Annotated in this window: 13 protein-coding genes and 2 tRNA genes; all 15 read left to right on the plus strand. The window is 68.7% G+C overall.

Annotated elements, in window-relative coordinates; all coding sequences use genetic code 11:
* The first annotated feature begins 100 nt into the window (after positions 1-100).
* The 15 genes from dnaA (at position 101) to OED52_RS00075 (ending at position 18,819) form a co-directional block, all read left to right on the plus strand.
* Positions 101-1,744, plus strand: coding sequence for a chromosomal replication initiator protein DnaA (gene dnaA, locus OED52_RS00005; protein ID WP_264152693.1), 1,644 nt, complete (start codon positions 101-103; stop codon positions 1,742-1,744).
* 500 nt (positions 1,745-2,244) lie between these two features.
* The gene (gene dnaN, locus OED52_RS00010) at positions 2,245-3,429 is read left to right on the plus strand and encodes a DNA polymerase III subunit beta (protein WP_264152694.1); all 1,185 of its coding nucleotides are present in this window, start codon (positions 2,245-2,247) and stop codon (positions 3,427-3,429) included.
* 25 nt (positions 3,430-3,454) lie between these two features.
* A complete protein-coding gene (gene recF, locus OED52_RS00015; protein ID WP_264152695.1) occupies positions 3,455-4,699 on the plus strand; it encodes a DNA replication/repair protein RecF in 1,245 nt (414 codons plus the stop codon).
* Positions 4,696-5,250, plus strand: coding sequence for a DUF721 family protein (locus OED52_RS00020; protein ID WP_264152696.1), 555 nt, complete (start codon positions 4,696-4,698; stop codon positions 5,248-5,250). Before recF ends, OED52_RS00020 begins: the two co-directional genes overlap by 4 nt.
* A gap of 217 nt (positions 5,251-5,467) precedes the next feature.
* Positions 5,468-7,498 (plus strand): DNA topoisomerase (ATP-hydrolyzing) subunit B, encoded by a 2,031-nt coding sequence (gyrB, locus tag OED52_RS00025; RefSeq protein ID WP_264152697.1) that lies wholly within the window; start codon positions 5,468-5,470, stop codon positions 7,496-7,498.
* Between the two features lie 373 nt (positions 7,499-7,871).
* Complete coding sequence (locus tag OED52_RS00030; protein WP_264152698.1) at positions 7,872-11,333, plus strand: sensor histidine kinase; 3,462 nt, start codon at positions 7,872-7,874, stop codon at positions 11,331-11,333.
* Complete coding sequence (locus OED52_RS00035) at positions 11,330-11,746, plus strand: roadblock/LC7 domain-containing protein (protein ID WP_264152699.1); 417 nt, start codon at positions 11,330-11,332, stop codon at positions 11,744-11,746. The genes OED52_RS00030 and OED52_RS00035 overlap by 4 nt, the downstream gene beginning before the upstream one ends.
* Before the next feature lie 13 nt (positions 11,747-11,759).
* Positions 11,760-12,134, plus strand: a complete 375-nt coding sequence (locus tag OED52_RS00040; protein ID WP_264152700.1) for a DUF742 domain-containing protein — start codon at positions 11,760-11,762, stop codon at positions 12,132-12,134.
* A gap of 13 nt (positions 12,135-12,147) precedes the next feature.
* The gene (locus tag OED52_RS00045; protein ID WP_016691076.1) at positions 12,148-12,702 is read left to right on the plus strand and encodes a GTP-binding protein; all 555 of its coding nucleotides are present in this window, start codon (positions 12,148-12,150) and stop codon (positions 12,700-12,702) included.
* Positions 12,702-13,565: an MHYT domain-containing protein gene (locus OED52_RS00050; protein ID WP_264152701.1), complete on the plus strand. Its 864-nt coding sequence runs from the start codon at positions 12,702-12,704 to the stop codon at positions 13,563-13,565. The genes OED52_RS00045 and OED52_RS00050 overlap by 1 nt, the downstream gene beginning before the upstream one ends.
* Before the next feature lie 289 nt (positions 13,566-13,854).
* Positions 13,855-14,541, plus strand: a complete 687-nt coding sequence (locus tag OED52_RS00055; protein WP_318841895.1) for an MHYT domain-containing protein — start codon at positions 13,855-13,857, stop codon at positions 14,539-14,541.
* Positions 14,542-14,749: 208 nt separating this feature from the next.
* On the plus strand, positions 14,750-17,254 hold the full coding sequence (gene gyrA / locus OED52_RS00060; protein WP_264152703.1) for a DNA gyrase subunit A: 2,505 nt from the start codon (positions 14,750-14,752) through the stop codon (positions 17,252-17,254).
* Complete coding sequence (locus tag OED52_RS00065; protein WP_264152704.1) at positions 17,255-18,460, plus strand: DUF3566 domain-containing protein; 1,206 nt, start codon at positions 17,255-17,257, stop codon at positions 18,458-18,460.
* Positions 18,461-18,535: 75 nt separating this feature from the next.
* A tRNA-Ile gene (locus OED52_RS00070) sits at positions 18,536-18,609 on the plus strand.
* A 137-nt stretch (positions 18,610-18,746) separates the two neighbouring features.
* A tRNA-Ala gene (locus OED52_RS00075) sits at positions 18,747-18,819 on the plus strand.
* The last annotated feature ends 32 nt before the right edge of the window (positions 18,820-18,851 follow it).

Raw genomic sequence — 18,851 nt, forward strand, 5'->3', positions numbered from 1 at the left:
ATGCACTCTTCCCATTCGTCCACCGGGTGATTCCCCCGGTTGTCCACACCTGTGGATAATCGTGTGGACAACCCGGTCGACTTCAGGAAAGGGAAGCTGCGTGAGCGACGAGCCGAACGCGCTGGCCGATGTGTGGACGGACGTCGTAGCCGAGCTGACCGTCGACGACGGCGGGCTGACGAAGAGCCAGAAAGCATGGCTCGCCCTCGTCAAACCCATCACCCTGGCGCAGGGATTCGCCCTGCTCTCGGTACCTTCCACGCTCGCCCAGCAGTCGATCGAGCGCGATCTGCGCGAACCGATCCTGCGGACCCTCAACCGCCATCTCGGTCACCGGGTGGAGGGCCTCGGTGTGCGCGTCGAACCGCGCGAACGGGTGGACGATCCCGCCGAGGATCCGTACGCCGAACCGCGCGACACACTGCCCCTCGAGGGGCTCCCCGAGGACTCACAGCCTGTGAGTTCCCGCACGGGCGAGTCCCGGTCGCGGGATCTGCGCCGCTCTCCGGCGGCGCCGCGGGAGGGTGGTCTGCCCGGCGAGGCCGTGGCCCCGCTGCACCGGCGGATGCCCCCGCGCAGCCACGACATGCTCGAGGCCGACCACGGCGAACTCGAGGAGGTCGACGACGACCGCGAAGCGATGACCGCCGTCCGCGAGTCGTGGCCGTCCTATTTCACCCAGCCCACGCCGCCCGAGACGCCGCCGATGGGCTCGAGCAGCCTGAACGCGAAGTACACCTTCGACACCTTCGTCATCGGTGCGTCGAACCGCTTCGCCCACGCCGCCGCCGTGGCGATCGCCGAGGCTCCCGCCCGCGCCTACAACCCGCTGTTCATCTGGGGTGCGTCGGGCCTGGGGAAGACGCACCTGCTGCACGCCGCCGGCCACTACGCGCAGCGCCTGTTCCCCGGTCTGCGGGTGAAGTACGTCTCCACCGAGGAGTTCACCAACGACTTCATCAACAGCCTCCGCGACGACCGCAAGGTCGCGTTCAAGCGCCGCTACCGCGAGACCGACATCCTGCTCGTCGACGACATCCAGTTCATCGAGGGCAAGGAGGGTATCCAGGAGGAGTTCTTCCACACCTTCAACACCCTCCACAACGCCAACAAGCAGATCGTCGTCTCCTCCGATCGGCCGCCCAAGCAGCTGGCGACACTCGAGGAGCGGTTGCGGACGCGCTTCGAATGGGGCCTGATCACCGACGTCCAGCCGCCCGAACTCGAGACGCGCATCGCGATCCTGTCGAAGAAGGCGCGCATGGACGGCCTGAACGTCCCGCACGACGTGCTCGAGCTGATCGCGAGCCGGATCGAACGCAACATCCGTGAACTCGAGGGTGCCCTGATCCGTGTCACGGCCTTCGCGTCGCTGAACCGGCAGCCGCTCGACCTGACGCTCGCCGAGGTGGTGCTGCGTGATCTGATGCCGGATTCGTCGGCACTCGAGATCAACGCCGCCACGATCATGGCCGTGACCGCGGAGTACTTCGGTACGTCGATCGACGATCTGTGCGGCCCCGGCAAGGCCCGCCCACTGGCGCAGGCACGGCAGATCGCCATGTACCTGTGCCGGGAGCTCACCGACCTGTCGCTGCCGAAGATCGGGCAGACCTTCGGGCGCGATCACACCACAGTCATGTACGCGGACAAGAAGATTCGCAAGGAGATGACTGAGCGTCGCAAGGTCTACGACCAGGTGCAGGAGCTCACCGCGCGCATCAAGCAGCGGTCGAAGCGCTGATCCTCGAGCCTCGAGAATCCATCCACAGGGAGCGTCCACAGGGCGCTCCCTGTCCTATATCTCGAGAAATTTCCGGTCCCCACACCTGTGGACAACGGTGTGCAGAACGTAGAATCTCTGTGGACGAACGGTGGACAGAAGTTGAACCGTCTCGAGGAATCCACATTCCTCCTCGAGAACTCCTCGAGTTCATCCTCGAGTTCGCGGCCCTCGAGAACGTCGCCCCACCAGCCTAGACGGTCGTTCGTCCACAGTTTCCACAGCCCCTATTACTACTTCTGTGAGTTCTCTTCGGAAATCTTCTTTGGAAACAGGTGTGTGGACAGGTTCGCTCCACAGGCCCTCGAGAAGACACCCCGCCTCGAGCCTCTCGGCTTCCCAAGCAGCGAAGGAAGGCCTAACGTGGAGCCGCATCCCCCGGCTCCGCCTCGGCGGCGTCGGGGTTCTGTGACAGACTTCGAAGACACGTCGAGACCACGATCGAAGGGATCCACCGGGCGATGGAGCTGGGAAGTATGAAGTTTCGTGTGGCTCGCGAGGACTTCGCCGACTCCGTTGCGTGGGTTGCCAGAAGCCTCCCCTCGCGACCTCCCGTTCCCGTTCTCGGCGGTGTCCTCCTGGGCGCCGAGGAACAGGGACTGACCGTCTCGGGCTTCGACTACGAGGTCTCCGCGCAGGTCCACGTCGCGGCGGAGGTCATCACGCCGGGCCAGGTGCTGGTGTCGGGCAAGCTGCTCGCCGACATCACCCGTGCCCTTCCCCACAAGCCTGTGGATGTCGTCCTCGACGGCACCCGCGTGCTCATCACGTGCGGTAGCGCCAAGTTCTCGCTCCCCACCATGCCTGTGGAGGACTACCCGCAGCTGCCCGAGCTGCCGCAGCAGACCGGCTCGCTGCCCGGCGACCTCTTCGCCGAGGCCATCAGCCAGGTCGCCGTCGCGGCCGGCAAGGACGACACGCTGCCGATGCTCACCGGCATCCGGGTCGAGATCGACGGCACCGACATGGTGCTCGCCGCGACCGACCGTTTCCGGCTCGCCGTGCGCAAACTCGAGTGGATGCCCACCTCGGAGGCCACCAGCTCCGCGGTGCTCGTTCCCGCCAAGACTCTCTCCGAGGCTGCGAAAACCGTTGGCGGAACCTCGAATTCGCCGGTCCAGCTGGCGCTGGGCAGCGGTTCGTCGGTGGGTGCCGACGGCCTGCTCGGCATCGTCTCCGAGGGACGTCGCACCACCACGCGCCTGCTCGACGCCGAATTCCCCAAGTTCCGCCAGTTGCTCCCCAACGAGCACACCGCGATGGCCACGGTGGAGATCGCGCCGCTGGTCGACGCCATCAAGCGTGTGGCCCTCGTCGCCGAGCGCGGTGCGCAGGTCCGACTCGAGTTCACCGAGGGCAGCGTGCTGCTGTCCGCGGGTGGCGACGACGCCGGCCGCGCCGAGGAGACGCACCCCGCGGAGTTCTTCGGCGAGCCGCTGATCATCGCCTTCAACCCGGGCTACCTGCTCGACGGCCTGACCTCGCTGCACACCGACAAGGTGTCGTTCGGGTTCACCACCTCGAGCCGGCCCGCCGTGCTGCGGCCCGCTCTCGAGGAGGAGCCCGTGCCGGACGCCTCGGGTACCTTCGCGGCGCCGGAGAGCGACTACACCTACCTGCTGATGCCGGTGCGCCTGCCGGGCTGACCGGCAGGCGAGACTGGACGCCCCCGTGTACGTTCGATCCTTTTCCCTGCGTGACTTCCGTTCGTGGAGAGCGGTTTCCGTCGATCTCACACCGGGGGCGACGGTCTTCGTGGGCCGCAACGGGCACGGGAAGACCAACCTGCTCGAGGCGCTCGGGTACCTGTCGACGCTGTCCTCGCACCGGGTCTCGTCCGACGCCCCGCTGCTGCGGGCCGGCACGACCAGGGCCTTCGCGGGGGCGCTGGTCGTCAACAACGGCCGCGAACTCGGCATCGACATCGAGATCAACGACGGCCGGCAGAACCGGGCACGGATCAACCAGTCGCCGGCCCGCCGTCCTCGAGAACTCCTCGGCATCCTGCGCACGGTGCTGTTCGCGCCCGAGGACCTGTCGCTCGTCCGCGGCGACCCGGGCGACCGCCGGCGTTTCCTCGACGAACTGCTCACCACCCGCTTCCCGCGGCTGAGCGGGGTGCGCGCCGACTACGACAAGGTGCTGCGGCAGCGGTCGGCACTGCTCAAGACCGCTGGTGGGGCGCTGCGCCGCGGCAGCCGCTCGAGCGACGGGGCGAGCGCGCTGGCCACCCTCGACGTCTGGGACGGTCATCTCGCCGCGCACGGCGCCGAACTGCTGGCCGCCCGGATCTCCCTGCTGCACGAACTCGCTCCGCACGTCGCGGAGGCCTACCGGGCCATCGCACCGGAGTCGCGCCCGGCGAGCCTGCACTACCGCAGCAGCCTCGGTGACGCTCTGCCGCCGGAGTTCGCCGATCCGGCCCGCCCGCCGATCCCCGACGACCGGGAGTTCCTCGAGACCGTCTTCCTGCACCGGCTCGCCGAGGTCCGCTCGCGCGAGATCGAGCGGGGGGTCTGCCTCGTCGGTCCCCACCGCGACGATCTCGAGTTGATGCTCGGCAGCGAGCCCGCGAAAGGCTATGCCAGCCACGGTGAATCGTGGTCGTTCGCGCTGGCGCTGCGGCTCGGGGCGTTCGCCCTGCTGCGGGCCGACGGCACCGATCCGGTCCTCATGCTCGACGACGTGTTCGCCGAACTCGACCGTCGCCGCCGGGCCGCGCTCGCCGAGGTCGCCGCGGGCGCCGAGCAGGTGCTCATCACCGCGGCCGTCCCCGAGGACGTGCCGGGCGAACTGCGCGGCGCCCGCTTCCCCGTGCACGTCGAGGACGGCCCGGACGGTCGTACCTCTGTGCTGGGATCGGTGCAGAGGGAGACGGACCCGAGTGCCGATCCGGTTCCAGGGGAGGTCGGATGAACGACGAACACGCAGGTGAGGGCCCGGGCGCCGGGGAGCCCGAGCTCAAGGGCATCGATCTCGCCCGTCGCGCGCTCGAGGAGGCTCGAGCCGCGGCCAAGGCGAGCGGCAAGGCGGTGGGGCAGGGACGCGCCTCGCGCGGTCCGCTGCGGCCCAAGCGCCGGCGGCGCGGCTGGTCGGGGCCGGGTCCGGACGAGCGCGACCCGCAGCGGCTCGGCTCCCTGGCCCAGTCCGTGGCCAAGCAACGCGGCTGGTCGGCGCACGTCTCGGAGGGCACCGTGCTGGGCAGCTGGGCGCGGGTCGTCGGCGACGACATCGCCGCGCACGCGCAACCGACCACGCTGCGCGACGGGATCCTGCACGTCTCGGCGGAGTCGACGGCGTGGGCGACGCAGCTGCGGATGATGCAGTCGCAGATCCTCGGCCGGATCGCCGACGCGGTGGGCCGAGACGTCGTCCGGGAACTGCGGATCACCGGCCCGACGGCACCGAGCTGGCGGAAGGGCGAACGTCACATCCGGGGGCGTGGTCCCCGCGACACCTACGGCTGAGCGGCGACCCCGTTCGTGGACCGTAGAAGCGCCGATATTCCGGCGGTCTAGGAAATCACGCCCTGACAGGCGCGACCGGGCCGCTCCGGGGACACCAGGGGTGCGAATCACCGCATTCTGTGTCCACCCCGGCAGTGGACGTCCGGACACGTAGGATGGACAGGAATGCGTCGCGCGCGTGCGCGGGGCCGATGCGGAGAAGGAGAGCTACCCACCCGTGGCTGCCCAGAAGTCGAACAACAGCAGAAGTGAGTACGGTGCGTCGTCCATCACCGTCCTCGAGGGACTCGAGGCGGTACGCAAGCGCCCCGGCATGTACATCGGTTCCACCGGGGAGCGTGGTCTGCACCACCTCATCTGGGAGGTCGTCGACAACTCCGTCGACGAGGCCATGGCGGGTTACGCCTCGACGGTGGAGGTCACGCTTCTCGAGGACGGTGGCGTCCAGGTCGTCGACGACGGCCGCGGTATCCCCGTCGCCATGCACGCCTCCGGTGCGCCCACCGTCGAGGTCGTCCTCACCCAGCTCCACGCCGGCGGCAAGTTCGACTCCGACGCCTACGCGGTTTCGGGTGGTCTGCACGGTGTCGGTATCTCCGTGGTGAACGCGCTGTCCACGCGCCTCGAGGTCGAGATCGACCGCGACGGCTACCACTGGGAACAGACCTACACGAACTCGAAGCCGGGCGAGCTCGTCCAGGGCGAGCCGACGAAGCGCACGGGCACCACGGTCCGGTTCTGGGCCGACCCGGAGATCTTCGAGACCACGACCTACAACTTCGAGACGGTCTCGCGTCGTCTGCAGGAGATGGCGTTCCTGAACAAGGGCCTGACCATCACCCTGACCGACGAGCGGGTGCAGCCCGAGGAGATCACCGACGAAGAGGTCCCGGAGACCGCCGAGGCCCCCAAGTCCGCGGAGGAGTCCGCCGAGGCCGCGACCGAGGTGCCGAAGGTCAAGACCCGCACCTACCACTACCCGGGTGGTCTCGAGGACTACGTGCGGTACATCAACCGCGCCAAGACCCCGATCCACAACTCGGTGGTGGGCTTCACCGCCAAGGGCACGGGCCACGAACTCGAGGTCGCGATGCAGTGGAACTCGGGTTACTCCGAGTCCGTCCACACCTTCGCCAACACCATCAACACCCACGAGGGCGGCACGCACGAGGAAGGCTTCCGTGCGGCGCTGACCAGCGTGGTCAACCGGTACGCGAAGGACAAGAAGCTCCTCAAGGACAAGGACCCGAACCTCACGGGCGACGACATCCGGGAGGGTCTCGCCGCGATCATCTCGGTGAAGGTCTCGGAGCCGCAGTTCGAGGGCCAGACCAAGACCAAGCTCGGCAACACCGAGGTCAAGTCGTTCGTGCAGAAGGCGTGCAACGAGCACATCTCGCACTGGTTCGAGGCCAACCCCGCCGACGCGAAGACGATCGTGACCAAGGCCGTGTCCTCGGCGCACGCCCGCGTCGCCGCGCGTAAGGCCCGCGAGCTCGTCCGCCGCAAGAGCGCGACCGACATCGGCGGCCTGCCCGGCAAGCTGGCGGACTGCCGGTCGAAGGACCCGAGCAAGTGCGAGATCTACATCGTGGAGGGCGACTCCGCAGGTGGCTCCGCCAAGTCGGGCCGCGACTCGATGTACCAGGCGATCCTGCCGCTGCGCGGCAAGATCATCAACGTCGAGAAGGCGCGTATCGACAAGGTCCTCAAGAACGCCGAGGTCCAGTCGATCATCACCGCCTTCGGCACGGGCATCCACGAAGAGTTCGACATCGCGAAGCTGCGCTACCACAAGATCGTGCTGATGGCCGACGCCGACGTCGACGGCCAGCACATCGCGACGCTGCTGCTGACGCTGCTCTTCCGCTTCATGCGCCCGCTCATCGAGGAGGGCCACGTCTACCTCGCGCAGCCGCCGCTGTACAAGCTCAAGTGGCAGCGCAGCGAGCCGGAGTTCGCGTACTCCGACCGCGAGCGCGACGCGCTGCTCGAGGCGGGCCTGAAGGCCGGCAAGAAGATCAACAAGGACGACGGCATCCAGCGCTACAAGGGTCTCGGCGAGATGAACGCCAAGGAGCTGTGGGAGACCACCATGGATCCCTCGGTCCGCATCCTGCGTCAGGTGACCCTCGACGACGCCGCGGCCGCCGACGAACTGTTCAGCATCCTCATGGGTGAGGACGTCGTCGCACGCCGCAGCTTCATCACCCGGAACGCGAAGGATGTCCGCTTCCTGGACGTCTGATCCATTGCCGCCGGTTGCCCGCACCCGGGTCACACGCGGCACACGGGACCCACACGAGCCCTCGCTGTGCGCGATTTCACAGCGAGGGCTCGTGTCGTGGGAGGTCGGCGCGGACTTCCCGTTCGCCCAGCGTCTTACCCGTGAGTACACTCCATACGGCCATTTGTACGTGTGGCTGCCGAACGGGGGGACCAGAGCAGCACAGGGGAGCGGAAAGGATCTTCACTTCCGTATCCGTTGTACGTCCCGCTATGGTGCCCTCACCCGAAACGTCTCGTTCGACTGCACTCGATCGAAAACGCGCTCATCGGAGTGCAGTGCCGGCCGGTGCTCGATGCCCGGCGCGAACGGGGTGGAAGGAGAGCTGTAACCCATGACTGACAAGTCGCCGCCTCGGCAGCGGTGGTGGAACATCGAGGGGTGGGGCCTTCGTCGCAAGGTCACCGCCGTCCTCGCTGTCCCCGTGACCGTGGCCATGGTCCTCGGTGGTCTCCGGGTCGAGAACGAGCTCAGCAACGCCGTTCACTTCTCCGCCGCCGCCGACCAGGTGGCGGCCGTGCCGGACGTCGTCGACTTCTCGACCGCGTTCGCCACCGCCACCGCCAGTGCCGCCGCCGGAACGGTGACGCCCGCAGAATGGACGGCCCTCGAGGAGGCCTTCGCCAAGATCGAGACGGTCGTGGCGAACCCGGAGCTCGACTCCGAGGTCACCGCCGATCTCGCCCGCACCGTCGCCACCGCGCAGTCGCTGTTCGCCAAGCTCCAGGCCGGCCCGGTGCCGGTCGAGGAGATCAGCACCGTCACCAACGAGGTGCGCGACAGCCTGAACCGGGTCGTCGAGTCGATCATCAGCGAGGTCGACGACGAGGAGATCCTCGCCTACGGCGACCAGCTCATCAACGCCTGGTACTCGCAGCGTTATCTCTTCGGCCAGGTGCTCGGCCTCCTGCAGCTCCTCCAGAATCCCGACCAGCCCGGTACCGCCCTCGTGTCGGCGTCCGGTGCCGAGCTTGCGATGCTCGACCTGCTCGCCCGGTCGTACCCCTCGGCGGACACGCAGATCGCCGAACTGCGCGCCGGTGTCCAGGAACGCGCCGACATGGTCGCCGCGGCAGGGGAGGGACCGCTCCCGATCCTCAACCTGCGCGCCTCGCTGCTCAACAGCGTCGACATCTACGGCGGCCTCATCGAACAGTCGTCGAGCCAGGTCAGCACGACCATCCAGGACCGCGCCGCCGAGACGCGTTCGGCCGCGCTCCGCGACACCGCGATCGTGCTCGCGGCCCTGCTCGCCGCCCTCGTCCTCGCGCTGCTCGTCTCGCGCTCGCTGGTCGGCCCGATCCGCCGCCTGCGCTACGGCACACTGAAGGTCGCGCGGCAGGAGCTGCCCGAAGCCATCGATCGCATCAAGGTCGGCGACAACATCGAGGACATCGAGTTCACCCGGGTCCCCGTGTACACCACCGAGGAGATCGGTCAGCTCGCCCGCGCCGTCGACGACATGCACGGTCAGGCACTGCGCCTCGCCGGTGAGCAGGCGCACCTCCGCCTGCAGATCAGCGACATGTTCGAGACGCTCGCGCGGCGAAGCAAGTCGCTCGTCGAGCAGCAGCTCAGCCTCATCGAGCAACTCGAGTACGAGGAGAAGGACCCGGCCCGACTCGAGAGCCTGTTCCGCCTCGACCACCTCGCGGCCCGTATGCGCCGCAACGGCGACAACCTGCTGATTCTGTCCGGTACCCGCAGTCGTCGCGGTCACTCGGCGCCGGTGCAGCTCGGCGACGTGCTGCGCGCCGCCATGTCGGAGGTCGAGGACTACCAGCGCGTCCAGATCGGTTCGACGCCCGACGGCGCCCTCAGCGGCGCGGTCGCGACCGACATCGTGCACCTGCTCGCCGAGCTGGTCGACAACTCGCTGCGCGCGTCGCCGCCGGACAGCAACGTCACCTTCAGCTTCGCGCGTGCCGTCGACGGCGGTCTGCTCGTCGAGATCGCCGACCGCGGTATCGGTATCCCGGCCGACGAACTCGAGACGATCAACCAGCGTCTCGCCAAGGGTGGCGAGGTCGGTCCCGACACCGCCCGCCACATGGGTCTGTTCGTGGTCTCGCGTCTGGCAGAACGTCACGGTCTCACCGTGCGCCTGCGCCCGACCTTCGATACCGCGCGCAATCCCGGTATCACCGCGAGCGTGCACATCCCGGACGTGCTGCTCGTCTCGCCGCTGGCGCTGTCGCACACCGGCCCGCAGGCCCCGATCGTCGATCGGCCGGACGGCTACCCGGCGCAGCCGGCCCCGAACGGCTCGCCGGAGCCGGTGTCCCGTGAGTTGCCGTCCCGTGATCTGCCTCCCCGCGAGCTCGGCGGTGACCGCCCAGCCGAACCGCAACGCGGTTCGGCGCGAACGGAATTCAAGTCTCCGCCCGCCGGCCCCGACGCGTCGGGAACCGGCCCGTCCGGACTGCCCCAGCGTCGCCCCGGCGGCACCCCCGGCCTGCCCACCCGCCGTCCCGGCGAGACCCCCGGTCTGCCGACGCCCCCGCAGCAACCGCAGCGTCGCGTCGATCCCGGTGCCGCAGCGGCATTCGCGTCGTCGCTGCCGCAGCGCGGTTCCCGCGGTGTGCCGGAGGAACCGGCCGCACCCCGGAACGGAGAGGCCCAGAGCAACGGGGTTCAGAACAACGGGGTCCAGAACAACGGGGCTCGGGACAACGGACCGCAGCAGAACGGCCACAACGGCCACGACGGTTCTGCACCCGCTCGTCCCGAGGTGGAGTCCGAACGCGCCGAAGGACTCTCCGATCGGCCTGCCGAGGGCCTGTCGGGTCTGCCTCAGCGTCGCCCCGGCACGACCCCCGGTCTCCCGCCGGTGGATCAGGGCCGGGCCCCGCAGGCACCCGAGCGGTCCCGCGAGGACGAGCAGGGGCCGGCGTCGCCGCCGGCTCCGCCGGCCGCCGGTCCGTCCGGTCTGCCGCAGCGCCGGCCGGGTGCCACCCCGGGCCTGCCGACCCGCGGGTCGGGGAGTTCGCCTGCGGTGCAGCGGAATCTGCCGCCCCAGCCGCCTTCGGCACAGACGCTCCAGCCGCCTGCTGCCGAATCGACTCCGGACCGTCCGGCCCCGAGCCGTCCCGACCTGCCGCAGCGCACGCCGCAGCCCGTGGCGGGCGAGGGTGCGCAGAGCCTTGCCGGTGGACTGCCGCAGCGTCGTCCCGGCGCCACGCCCGGCCTGCCCACGCGTCGGCCGGGTGCCACCCCGGGTCTGCCGTCGCGACGGGAGTCCGCAGCACCACGTGCCGCCGAATCCGCTTCGGCCGGTGCGGGTTCCGTTCCGAGCATCGCCGACGGTGGTTCGGTCTCGCCCCACAGCGAGGACCAGCGGGCCGCGCGGCACCGCTACCGGACGAACTCGGCCAAGACCGCCTCGTTCTTCCAGCCCCGATCCGACCTCGCGTCGGCTCGTCCGCAACCGGCCAACACGCCGATCTTCCAGACGATGATGTCGGACTGGCTCGTCGACCCGACGAGCCTGCCCGAGGATCGCCGGAACCGGCAGTGGCGTTCGGCCGCGGATGCGGGTTGGGAAGCGGCGCAACGTGCCGCGGAACTGCCCGTGCAGGAGCACACCACCGCGGGTCTGCCCCGCCGTGCTCCCGGCGAGCGTCTGGTGCCCGGCGCCGTGCGTTCGCAGCCGACCACCGGTGAGCAGCGGGTGATCCGACGTCGGGATCCGGAAGCCATCCGGGCCAACCTGAGCCGCCATCAGCAGGGTGTCCGCAACGGACGCGCCTCGGCGAATTCCAGCAAACGCGAGAACGACGAACAGGGAGTTCGATGAGTATTGACAACGGATCCGACGCAGCTCGGCCTCTGGACTGGTTGGTTTCCAATTTCGCGCGTGAAGTCCCGGGTGTCTCGCATGCAGTGCTCGTGTCCGCCGACGGCCTCCTCATGGCCGCCAGCGCCCACCTTCCGGTGGATCGGGCCGAGCAGCTCGCCGCGGTGACGTCCGGTCTCGCGAGCCTGTCCAACGGTGTGTCGCAGCTGTTCGACGGTGGCGGCGTCCTGCAGTCCGTCGTGGAGATGCAGCACGGCTACCTGCTGCTCATGAGTGTCGGTGACGGTTCGCACCTGGCGGCCCTGACCGCCTCCGAGTGCGACATCGGACAGGTCGGTTACGAGATGGCACTCCTGGTCGATCGGGTGGGTGCGTCGGTCGAGGCCACTCCGCGAGTCGGTCTAGGGTCCTGACGTCGAGGTGGCCATGGAATCGCGGAAGCCGGAGTCGGCGCCGGACCAGCCCAGCCTGGTCCGGCCCTACTCCTTGACTTCGGGACGTACGAGTCCTGCGGTCGAACTGGCGTTGGAAGCGCTGATCCAAGCGATTCCGGGCACCGACGATCGGGCCCGGGATCTGGACAACATCAATGCCACGATCCTGGAGCTGTGCAAGGAATCCCCCTCCGTCGCCGAGATCGCGGCGCGAGTGGGGGTGCCGATCGGTGTGGCGCGTGTTCTCGTCGCCGATCTCGTCGAAGCCGGACACGTACAGATCCTGGCCACGCTGAAAGACGATTCGAGCGACGCGGAGCGTCGTGAGCTGATTGAAAGGGTCCTCAGTGGACTTCGCGAACTCTAGCGCCACGAAGCGCGTGACCTCGACCAAGATCGTGATCGCCGGCGGTTTCGGTGTCGGCAAGACGACGCTGGTCGGGGCGGTGTCGGAAATCGTTCCGCTTCGTACCGAGGCGCTTGTGACCAACGCCAGTGACGGCGTGGACAACCTCTCGGCCACGCCGCAGAAGGCCACGACGACGGTGGCCATGGACTTCGGTCGTATCAGCCTTGCCGACGATCTGGTCCTCTACCTGTTCGGTACGCCGGGTCAGCACCGTTTCTGGTTCATGTGGGACGACCTGATCCGCGGTGCGATCGGCGCGATCGTGCTGATCGACACGCGTCGTCTGGACGAGAGTTTCGCGGCCGTCGACTTCTTCGAGGCGCGGAACCTGCCGTTCATCGTGGCCATCAACGAGTTCGACGACGCTCCCCGGTACCCGCTCGAGGACATCCGTCAGGCGATGGCGATCTCGGCCGACGTGCCGATCGTGTCGATCGACGCCCGTGCGCGTGAGTCCGCGAAGCAGGCACTGGTCACCGTCACCGAGTACGCACTGCGAAAGCTGCACCAGCCGGTGACGCAGTAATGGGGGAGGGGCTCGAGCTCTTCACCATGGGGACGTGGGTCCTCGTACTCGCGTACCTCACCTCCACGATCGGCGTGTTCGTCGGCGTCACCAGCGCCCGCAAGATGCGCACCACCTCCAACTCGCGGCTGCGGTCGTACTGGTCGGTCCTCGCCGCCCTGGTGAGCGGTGGGGTGGGCATCTGGCTCGCTGTCTTCCTGCCGATGGTCGGTTTCGCGGTGGATGGCAGCGCGGTCCGGTACGACATGCTCACCATCGCGTTCTCCATGCTGGTCGCGGTGGTGTCGGTGTTCGTCGCCCTGGCTGTGGCCCTGCCGGCAGAGGGCTCCGGCGGTCCCGGGCGCCGGATCGCCGGAGCCCTCGTGCTCGGTGCCGGTCTCGCCGCCGTGCCCTTCACCATCCTGTGGGCGGTGCGGATCCAGGGGACCCTCGACTTCGACCCGATGTGGTTGCTGGGCGCCCTCGCACTCGCCCTCGTGACGGCGGTGGGGTTCATGGCCCAGGTCGAGACTGCCGACACCTGGCCGAAGCGCCTGCTCAGCAGCGCGCTCGCGGGTGCCGCGGTGATCGCCGTGCACTTCCTCACCGGTGCCTCGGTCGGTGTGACCGTCGACCCGGCCGTCCCGGCGCCGACCGGGATCGAGGTGTTCTCCATCCTGTTCCCGCTCTTCGTCGTCGGTCTGCTGCTGCTCGCCGTGCCGATCGTCGCAGTGCTCCTGACGCCGGATCGGGTCGCGGCGCAGCTCGAGCGCGAAGTGGACGCCTGGATCGCCGAAGGAGAGGGCGCGGGCTCGACGACGGCACCGGCGACATCGCCGTCCGGGGACCGCGCGGGACGGGACGTGGCTGCACCGACGCACTGAAGGGGTGCAATCCGGACTACCCGAACCTATCGGATAGTCTTCACATCGCTGCTCGGGGGCCGGGGTGCAGCTCGCGTCGTGGCGGTCAGGGCGCGCACCGACCGAGCGCGATGATGACCGCGCGCCGCTGTGAGGACATCGCGTGTCGCACGACGTACACCACTTCTCCATGGGGTTGTGGGTCTTCTTCCTCTCCTACGCCACCGCCGTTGTCGGTTCCTTCGTCGGATTGTCATGTGTCCGAAGGTCTTTGGATGAGCCGCGGCGGAGCGGTAACTGGTGGCTGCTCATGGCGGCCCTGTCGATCGGCGGCGTGGGCATCTGGCTCATGCACTTCATCGGCATGATGGGCTTCGCCGTGCCCGGATCGGCGATCCGCTACGACCTGGCCCCCACCGTCTTCTCCGTCGTCCTCGCCGTCGCCGCGACCCTGCTGGGCCTGTGGATCGCCGACGTGCAGTCGGTGAGCACCCGCAGCGTGCCCGAATGGTTGCGTCTCGGCGTGGGCGGCGTGCTCATGGGCGTGGCGGTCAGCCTCATGCACTACAGCGGCATGTCCGCCATCCGCATCCAAGGCACCATCGAGCACGAGATCGGTTACGTCGTCGGCTCCGTCGCCATCGGCATCGTCGCCTCCACGGTCGCCCTCGCCCTCGCCCGCCGCACCCGCCGGACGGTCGTGCGGGTGGGTGCCGCCCTCGTCATGGGGTGCGCGGTCGTGGCCCTGCACTACACGGGCATGGCCGGTGTGCGCGTCACCCTCGATCCGACCGCGCTCCCGCCCGCCGGCATGACCGTGATGTCGCTACTGTTCCCGGCGTTCGTCCTCGGCATCATCGTGCTGGCCGTGCCGATCACGGCGCTGCTCCTCGCCCCCGGTCGCGACGACACCGTGCGCGACGAACAACTCGAGCAGTGGGCGTCCGAGGTGGAACGTCAGGCGGCACGCGAGGCCGTTCCGAACTCGCGGTGGTGAGCCCCCCGGTCCCGGCCGGAGCCGGGATCGGGAGCGCCCGACCGCAATCGGGGTTGTGAGGGGTCGTCCCGCGCGCCGCGCCGGGGCTGTGAAGTGCCTGTCCTTCTCGGCAGCAGCTGACCTGCACCTATAGACTCGGGTGGTTGCGAGACGTCCGCAGGGCCGAAGGCCGGATCCGGGCGTGCGAGCCGAGTAGAAGAAGGAGCTCATGACCGACACCACGTTGCCTCCGGAGGGGCCGGGGCACGACCGCATCGAGCCCGTCGATATCCAGCAGGAGATGCAGAGCAGCTACATCGATTACGCGATGAGCGTGATCGTGGGCCGTGCTCTGCCCGACGTGCGTGACGGTCTCAAACCGGTGCACCGTCGCGTGCTCTACGCGATGTTCGACAACGGCTTCCGTCCCGATCGCGGGTACGTGAAGTCGGCGCGCGCGGTCGCCGAGACCATGGGCAACTACCACCCGCACGGTGACGCTTCGATCTACGACACCCTGGTGCGCCTGGCCCAGCCGTGGTCGATGCGCTACCCGCTCGTCGACGGCCAGGGCAACTTCGGTTCCCGCGGCAACGACGGCGCCGCCGCCATGCGATACACCGAGTGCCGACTCACGCCCCTCGCGATGGAGATGCTGCGGGAGATCGACCACGAGACGGTCGATTTCCAGCCGAACTACGACGGCCGTACCCAGGAACCCACGGTTCTCCCCAGCCGTATCCCCAACCTGTTGATCAACGGTTCGGGCGGTATCGCGGTCGGTATGGCCACCAACATCCCGCCGCACAACCTCGGTGAGGTCGCGGAGGCCATCTACTGGGCGCTCGAGAACCACGACGCCGACGAGGAGACCACCCTCGCCGCCGTCATGGAGCGGATCAAGGGCCCGGACTTCCCGACCGCCGGCCTCATCACCGGTACCCAGGGCATCCACGACGCGTACACCACCGGTCGCGGGTCGGTGAAGATGCGCGGCGTCGTGGAGATCGAAGAGGACTCCAAGGGCCGGGCCAGCATCGTCATCACCGAGCTGCCCTACATGGTCAACCCGGACAATCTCATCACCTCGATCGCCGAGCAGGTCCGCGACGGCAAGATCGCGGGCATCTCCGACATCCACGACGAGTCGTCCGACCGTGTCGGCATGCGCATCGTCGTCACGGTGCGCCGCGACGCGGTGGCGAAGGTCGTCCTGAACAACCTCTACAAGCACACGCAGCTGCAGACCAGCTTCGGCTGCAACATGCTGTCGATCGTCGACGGGGTGCCGCGCACGCTGCGCCTCGACCAGATGATCCGGTTGTACGTCAACCACCAGATCGAGGTCATCGTCCGGCGCACGCGGTACCTGTTGCGCAAGGCCGAGGAACGCGCCCACATCCTGCGCGGTCTGGTCAAGGCCCTCGACGCGCTCGACGAGGTCATCGCGCTCATCCGCGCGTCGCAGACCGTCGACATCGCGCGGGCCGGCCTGATGGAGCTGCTCACGGTCGACGAGATCCAGGCCGACGCGATCCTGGCGATGCAGCTGCGCCGCCTCGCCGCCCTCGAGCGCCAGAAGATCGTCGACGATCTCGCCGAGATCGAGCGCGAGATCGAGGACTACAAGGACATCCTGGCCCGCCCCGAGCGTCAGCGCGCCATCGTCCGCGACGAGCTCGAGGAGATCGTCGACAAGTACGGCGACGAGCGTCGTACCCGCATCGTCGCCGCCGACGGCGAGGTCAGCGACGAGGACCTCATCGCCCGCGAGGACGTCGTCGTCACGATCACCGAGACCGGCTATGCCAAGCGCACCCGCACCGACCTGTACCGCTCGCAGAAGCGCGGCGGCAAGGGCGTCAAGGGAGCCGAGCTCAAGCAGGACGACATCGTCAAGCACTTCTTCGTGACGTCCACACACGACTGGCTGCTGTTCTTCACCACGAAGGGCCGCGTCTACCGCGCCAAGGCGTACGAGCTGCCCGAGGCGAACCGCGCCGCGCGCGGCCAGCACGTCGCGAACCTGCTGGCCTTCCAGCCCGACGAGCGCATCCAGGGCGTCATCCGGCTCAAGTCCTACGAGGACGCGCCGTATCTGGTGCTCGCGACCCGCAACGGCCTGGTGAAGAAGTCGCGTCTGGCGGACTTCGACTCCAACCGTTCGGGCGGCATCGTCGCGATCAACCTCCGCGGCGACGACGAGCTCGTCGGTGCGGTGCTGTGCTCGGCCGAGGACGACCTGTTGCTCGTGTCCCAGGAGGGCCAGTCGATCCGCTTCTCCGCGACCGACGAGGCGCTGCGTCCGATGGGCCGCGCGACCTCCGGTGTGCAGGGCATGCGCTTCAACGGCGACGACAAGCTGCTGTCGCTCAACGTCGTCAAGGAGGGCACCTACCTGCTGGTCGCGACGTCGGGTGGCTACGCGAAGCGCACGCCGATGGAGGACTACCCGGTCCAGGGCCGCGGCGGCAAGGGCGTTCTGACGATCCAGTACGACCGCAAGCGTGGCAATCTGATCGGTGCACGCATCGTCGAGGACGACGACGAGCTCTACGCCATCACTTCGAGCGGCGGTGTCATCCGCACCGCGGCGAAGCAGGTGCGCAAGGCGGGACGCCAGACCAAGGGCGTGCGCCTGATGAACCTGGCCGAGGGCGATACGTTGTTGGCGATCGCGCGCAACGCCGACGAGCCGGACGAAGCCGACGCAGACGGAGCTAAGGAGTCGTAAGTGAGCACTCCCCAGGGACCGAACGGAGCCGACCGCGGGCAACCGGGTCCGAAGCCGGAGGACCGCAACGAGAGCGAGGTGAAGTCCGAGGCAGGGGGACCGGCCGAGCCGGCGCAGTCGGAGCGTCCCGCGGCGCCTGCGGAACCCGCAGGGTCGCAGGCCCCGTCGGGAACGTCCGGGTCCCAGGGGACGCCCGCCTCGACCCCGTCCGCCCCGGCGACCGGATCGCAGCCGACCGTTCGGCAGCCGCAGGCCGCCCCGGACGCGAAGCCCGCCGAGACCCGGAACGGCCGCGCCACCGCACCGGAGCAGCCCGCGGCGAACCCGCAGTCGCGTCCGGCCCCGGCGCCGCGCACCGGTGGCCCCACGCCGCCCTGGCAGCGGGGTGCCGCGCAGTCCGGTTCGCCGTCGGCCGCGCAGTCCGGTTCGCCGAAGGCCGCGCAGGCCGGTTCGCCGCAGAATGCGCCGCAGACGAACGTTCCGGGCGTCGGTGGTACCTCGGCCAAGGGTGACGACAACAGCCGCCCACAGCGCCCCGTAGCGGGCGCTGCGAAGCCGGCTGCCGCCCAGGGCCCGGCCGGGGGAGCTACCCCGCCGACCCGTCCCGTGGTGACCGGCACGGCGGCTCCGGGAGCGGCGCGCGGTGCGGCCGCCCGTCCGGCGGCGCCGTCGAAGTCCGCGATCATCGACGGACCCACCCGGCATATCGAACGCAAGGATCTCGCGAAGGATCTGCCGGACCTGTCGGCGGTGAAGCATCCGCTGCCGTCGTCGGCGCCGGCCACGGGGGAGATCCCGCAGGTGAGCGCGGCCGCCGCGGCGGTGCCCACGGTGGTGCCGGGTCAGACCGAACCGCTGCGGGCGACCGTGCAGGTCCGTCGCATCGACCCGTGGTCGATGCTGAAGATCTCCGCGGTCATCTCCGTGTCGCTGTTCTTCGTGTGGATGATCGCCGTGGGCCTGCTCTACGGCGTGCTGGCTGGCATGGGCGTGTGGGATCGCCTCAACAGTGCCTTCACCGACATCGTCACCGACTCCGGCAGCGGCGGACTCGTATCCGCCGGGCAGGTGTTCGGCTACGCGACCGTCATCGGGATCGCCAACTCGGTGTTGCTGACGGCGCTCGCGACCCTCGGTGCGTTCATCTACAACCTGTGCACGGATCTGGTGGGTGGCGTTCAGGTGACTCTCGCCGACCCCGATTGACCTGCGGGAACGCTGCCCCGCCGAGGCGATTTGTTTCCGGCGGCCTCGGTGGGGTAGTGTTCCATCTCGGTTCGAGGGCCTATAGCTCAGGCGGTTAGAGCGCTTCGCTGATAACGAAGAGGTCGGAGGTTCAAGTCCTCCTAGGCCCACTCCCGTGCCGGAAGGGTGATCGGAATGAGGGTTCTCGCACTCGTGGGGGCCGGCATCCTGATGATCCTCGGACTCGTCCGAATGCTTCGGAGCGAGGACGAATGGCACGCGGTTCCCGGCCGGTGATCCGGAGTACGGGGCCTTAGCTCAGTTGGTAGAGCGCTGCCTTTGCAAGGCAGATGTCAGGAGTTCGAATCTCCTAGGCTCCACAACACAACACAACACAACACACAGCAAGAGG

Origin of the sequence: Rhodococcus sp. Z13 (assembly GCF_025837095.1) — a bacterium.
Classification (GTDB): domain Bacteria; phylum Actinomycetota; class Actinomycetes; order Mycobacteriales; family Mycobacteriaceae; genus Rhodococcus; species Rhodococcus sacchari.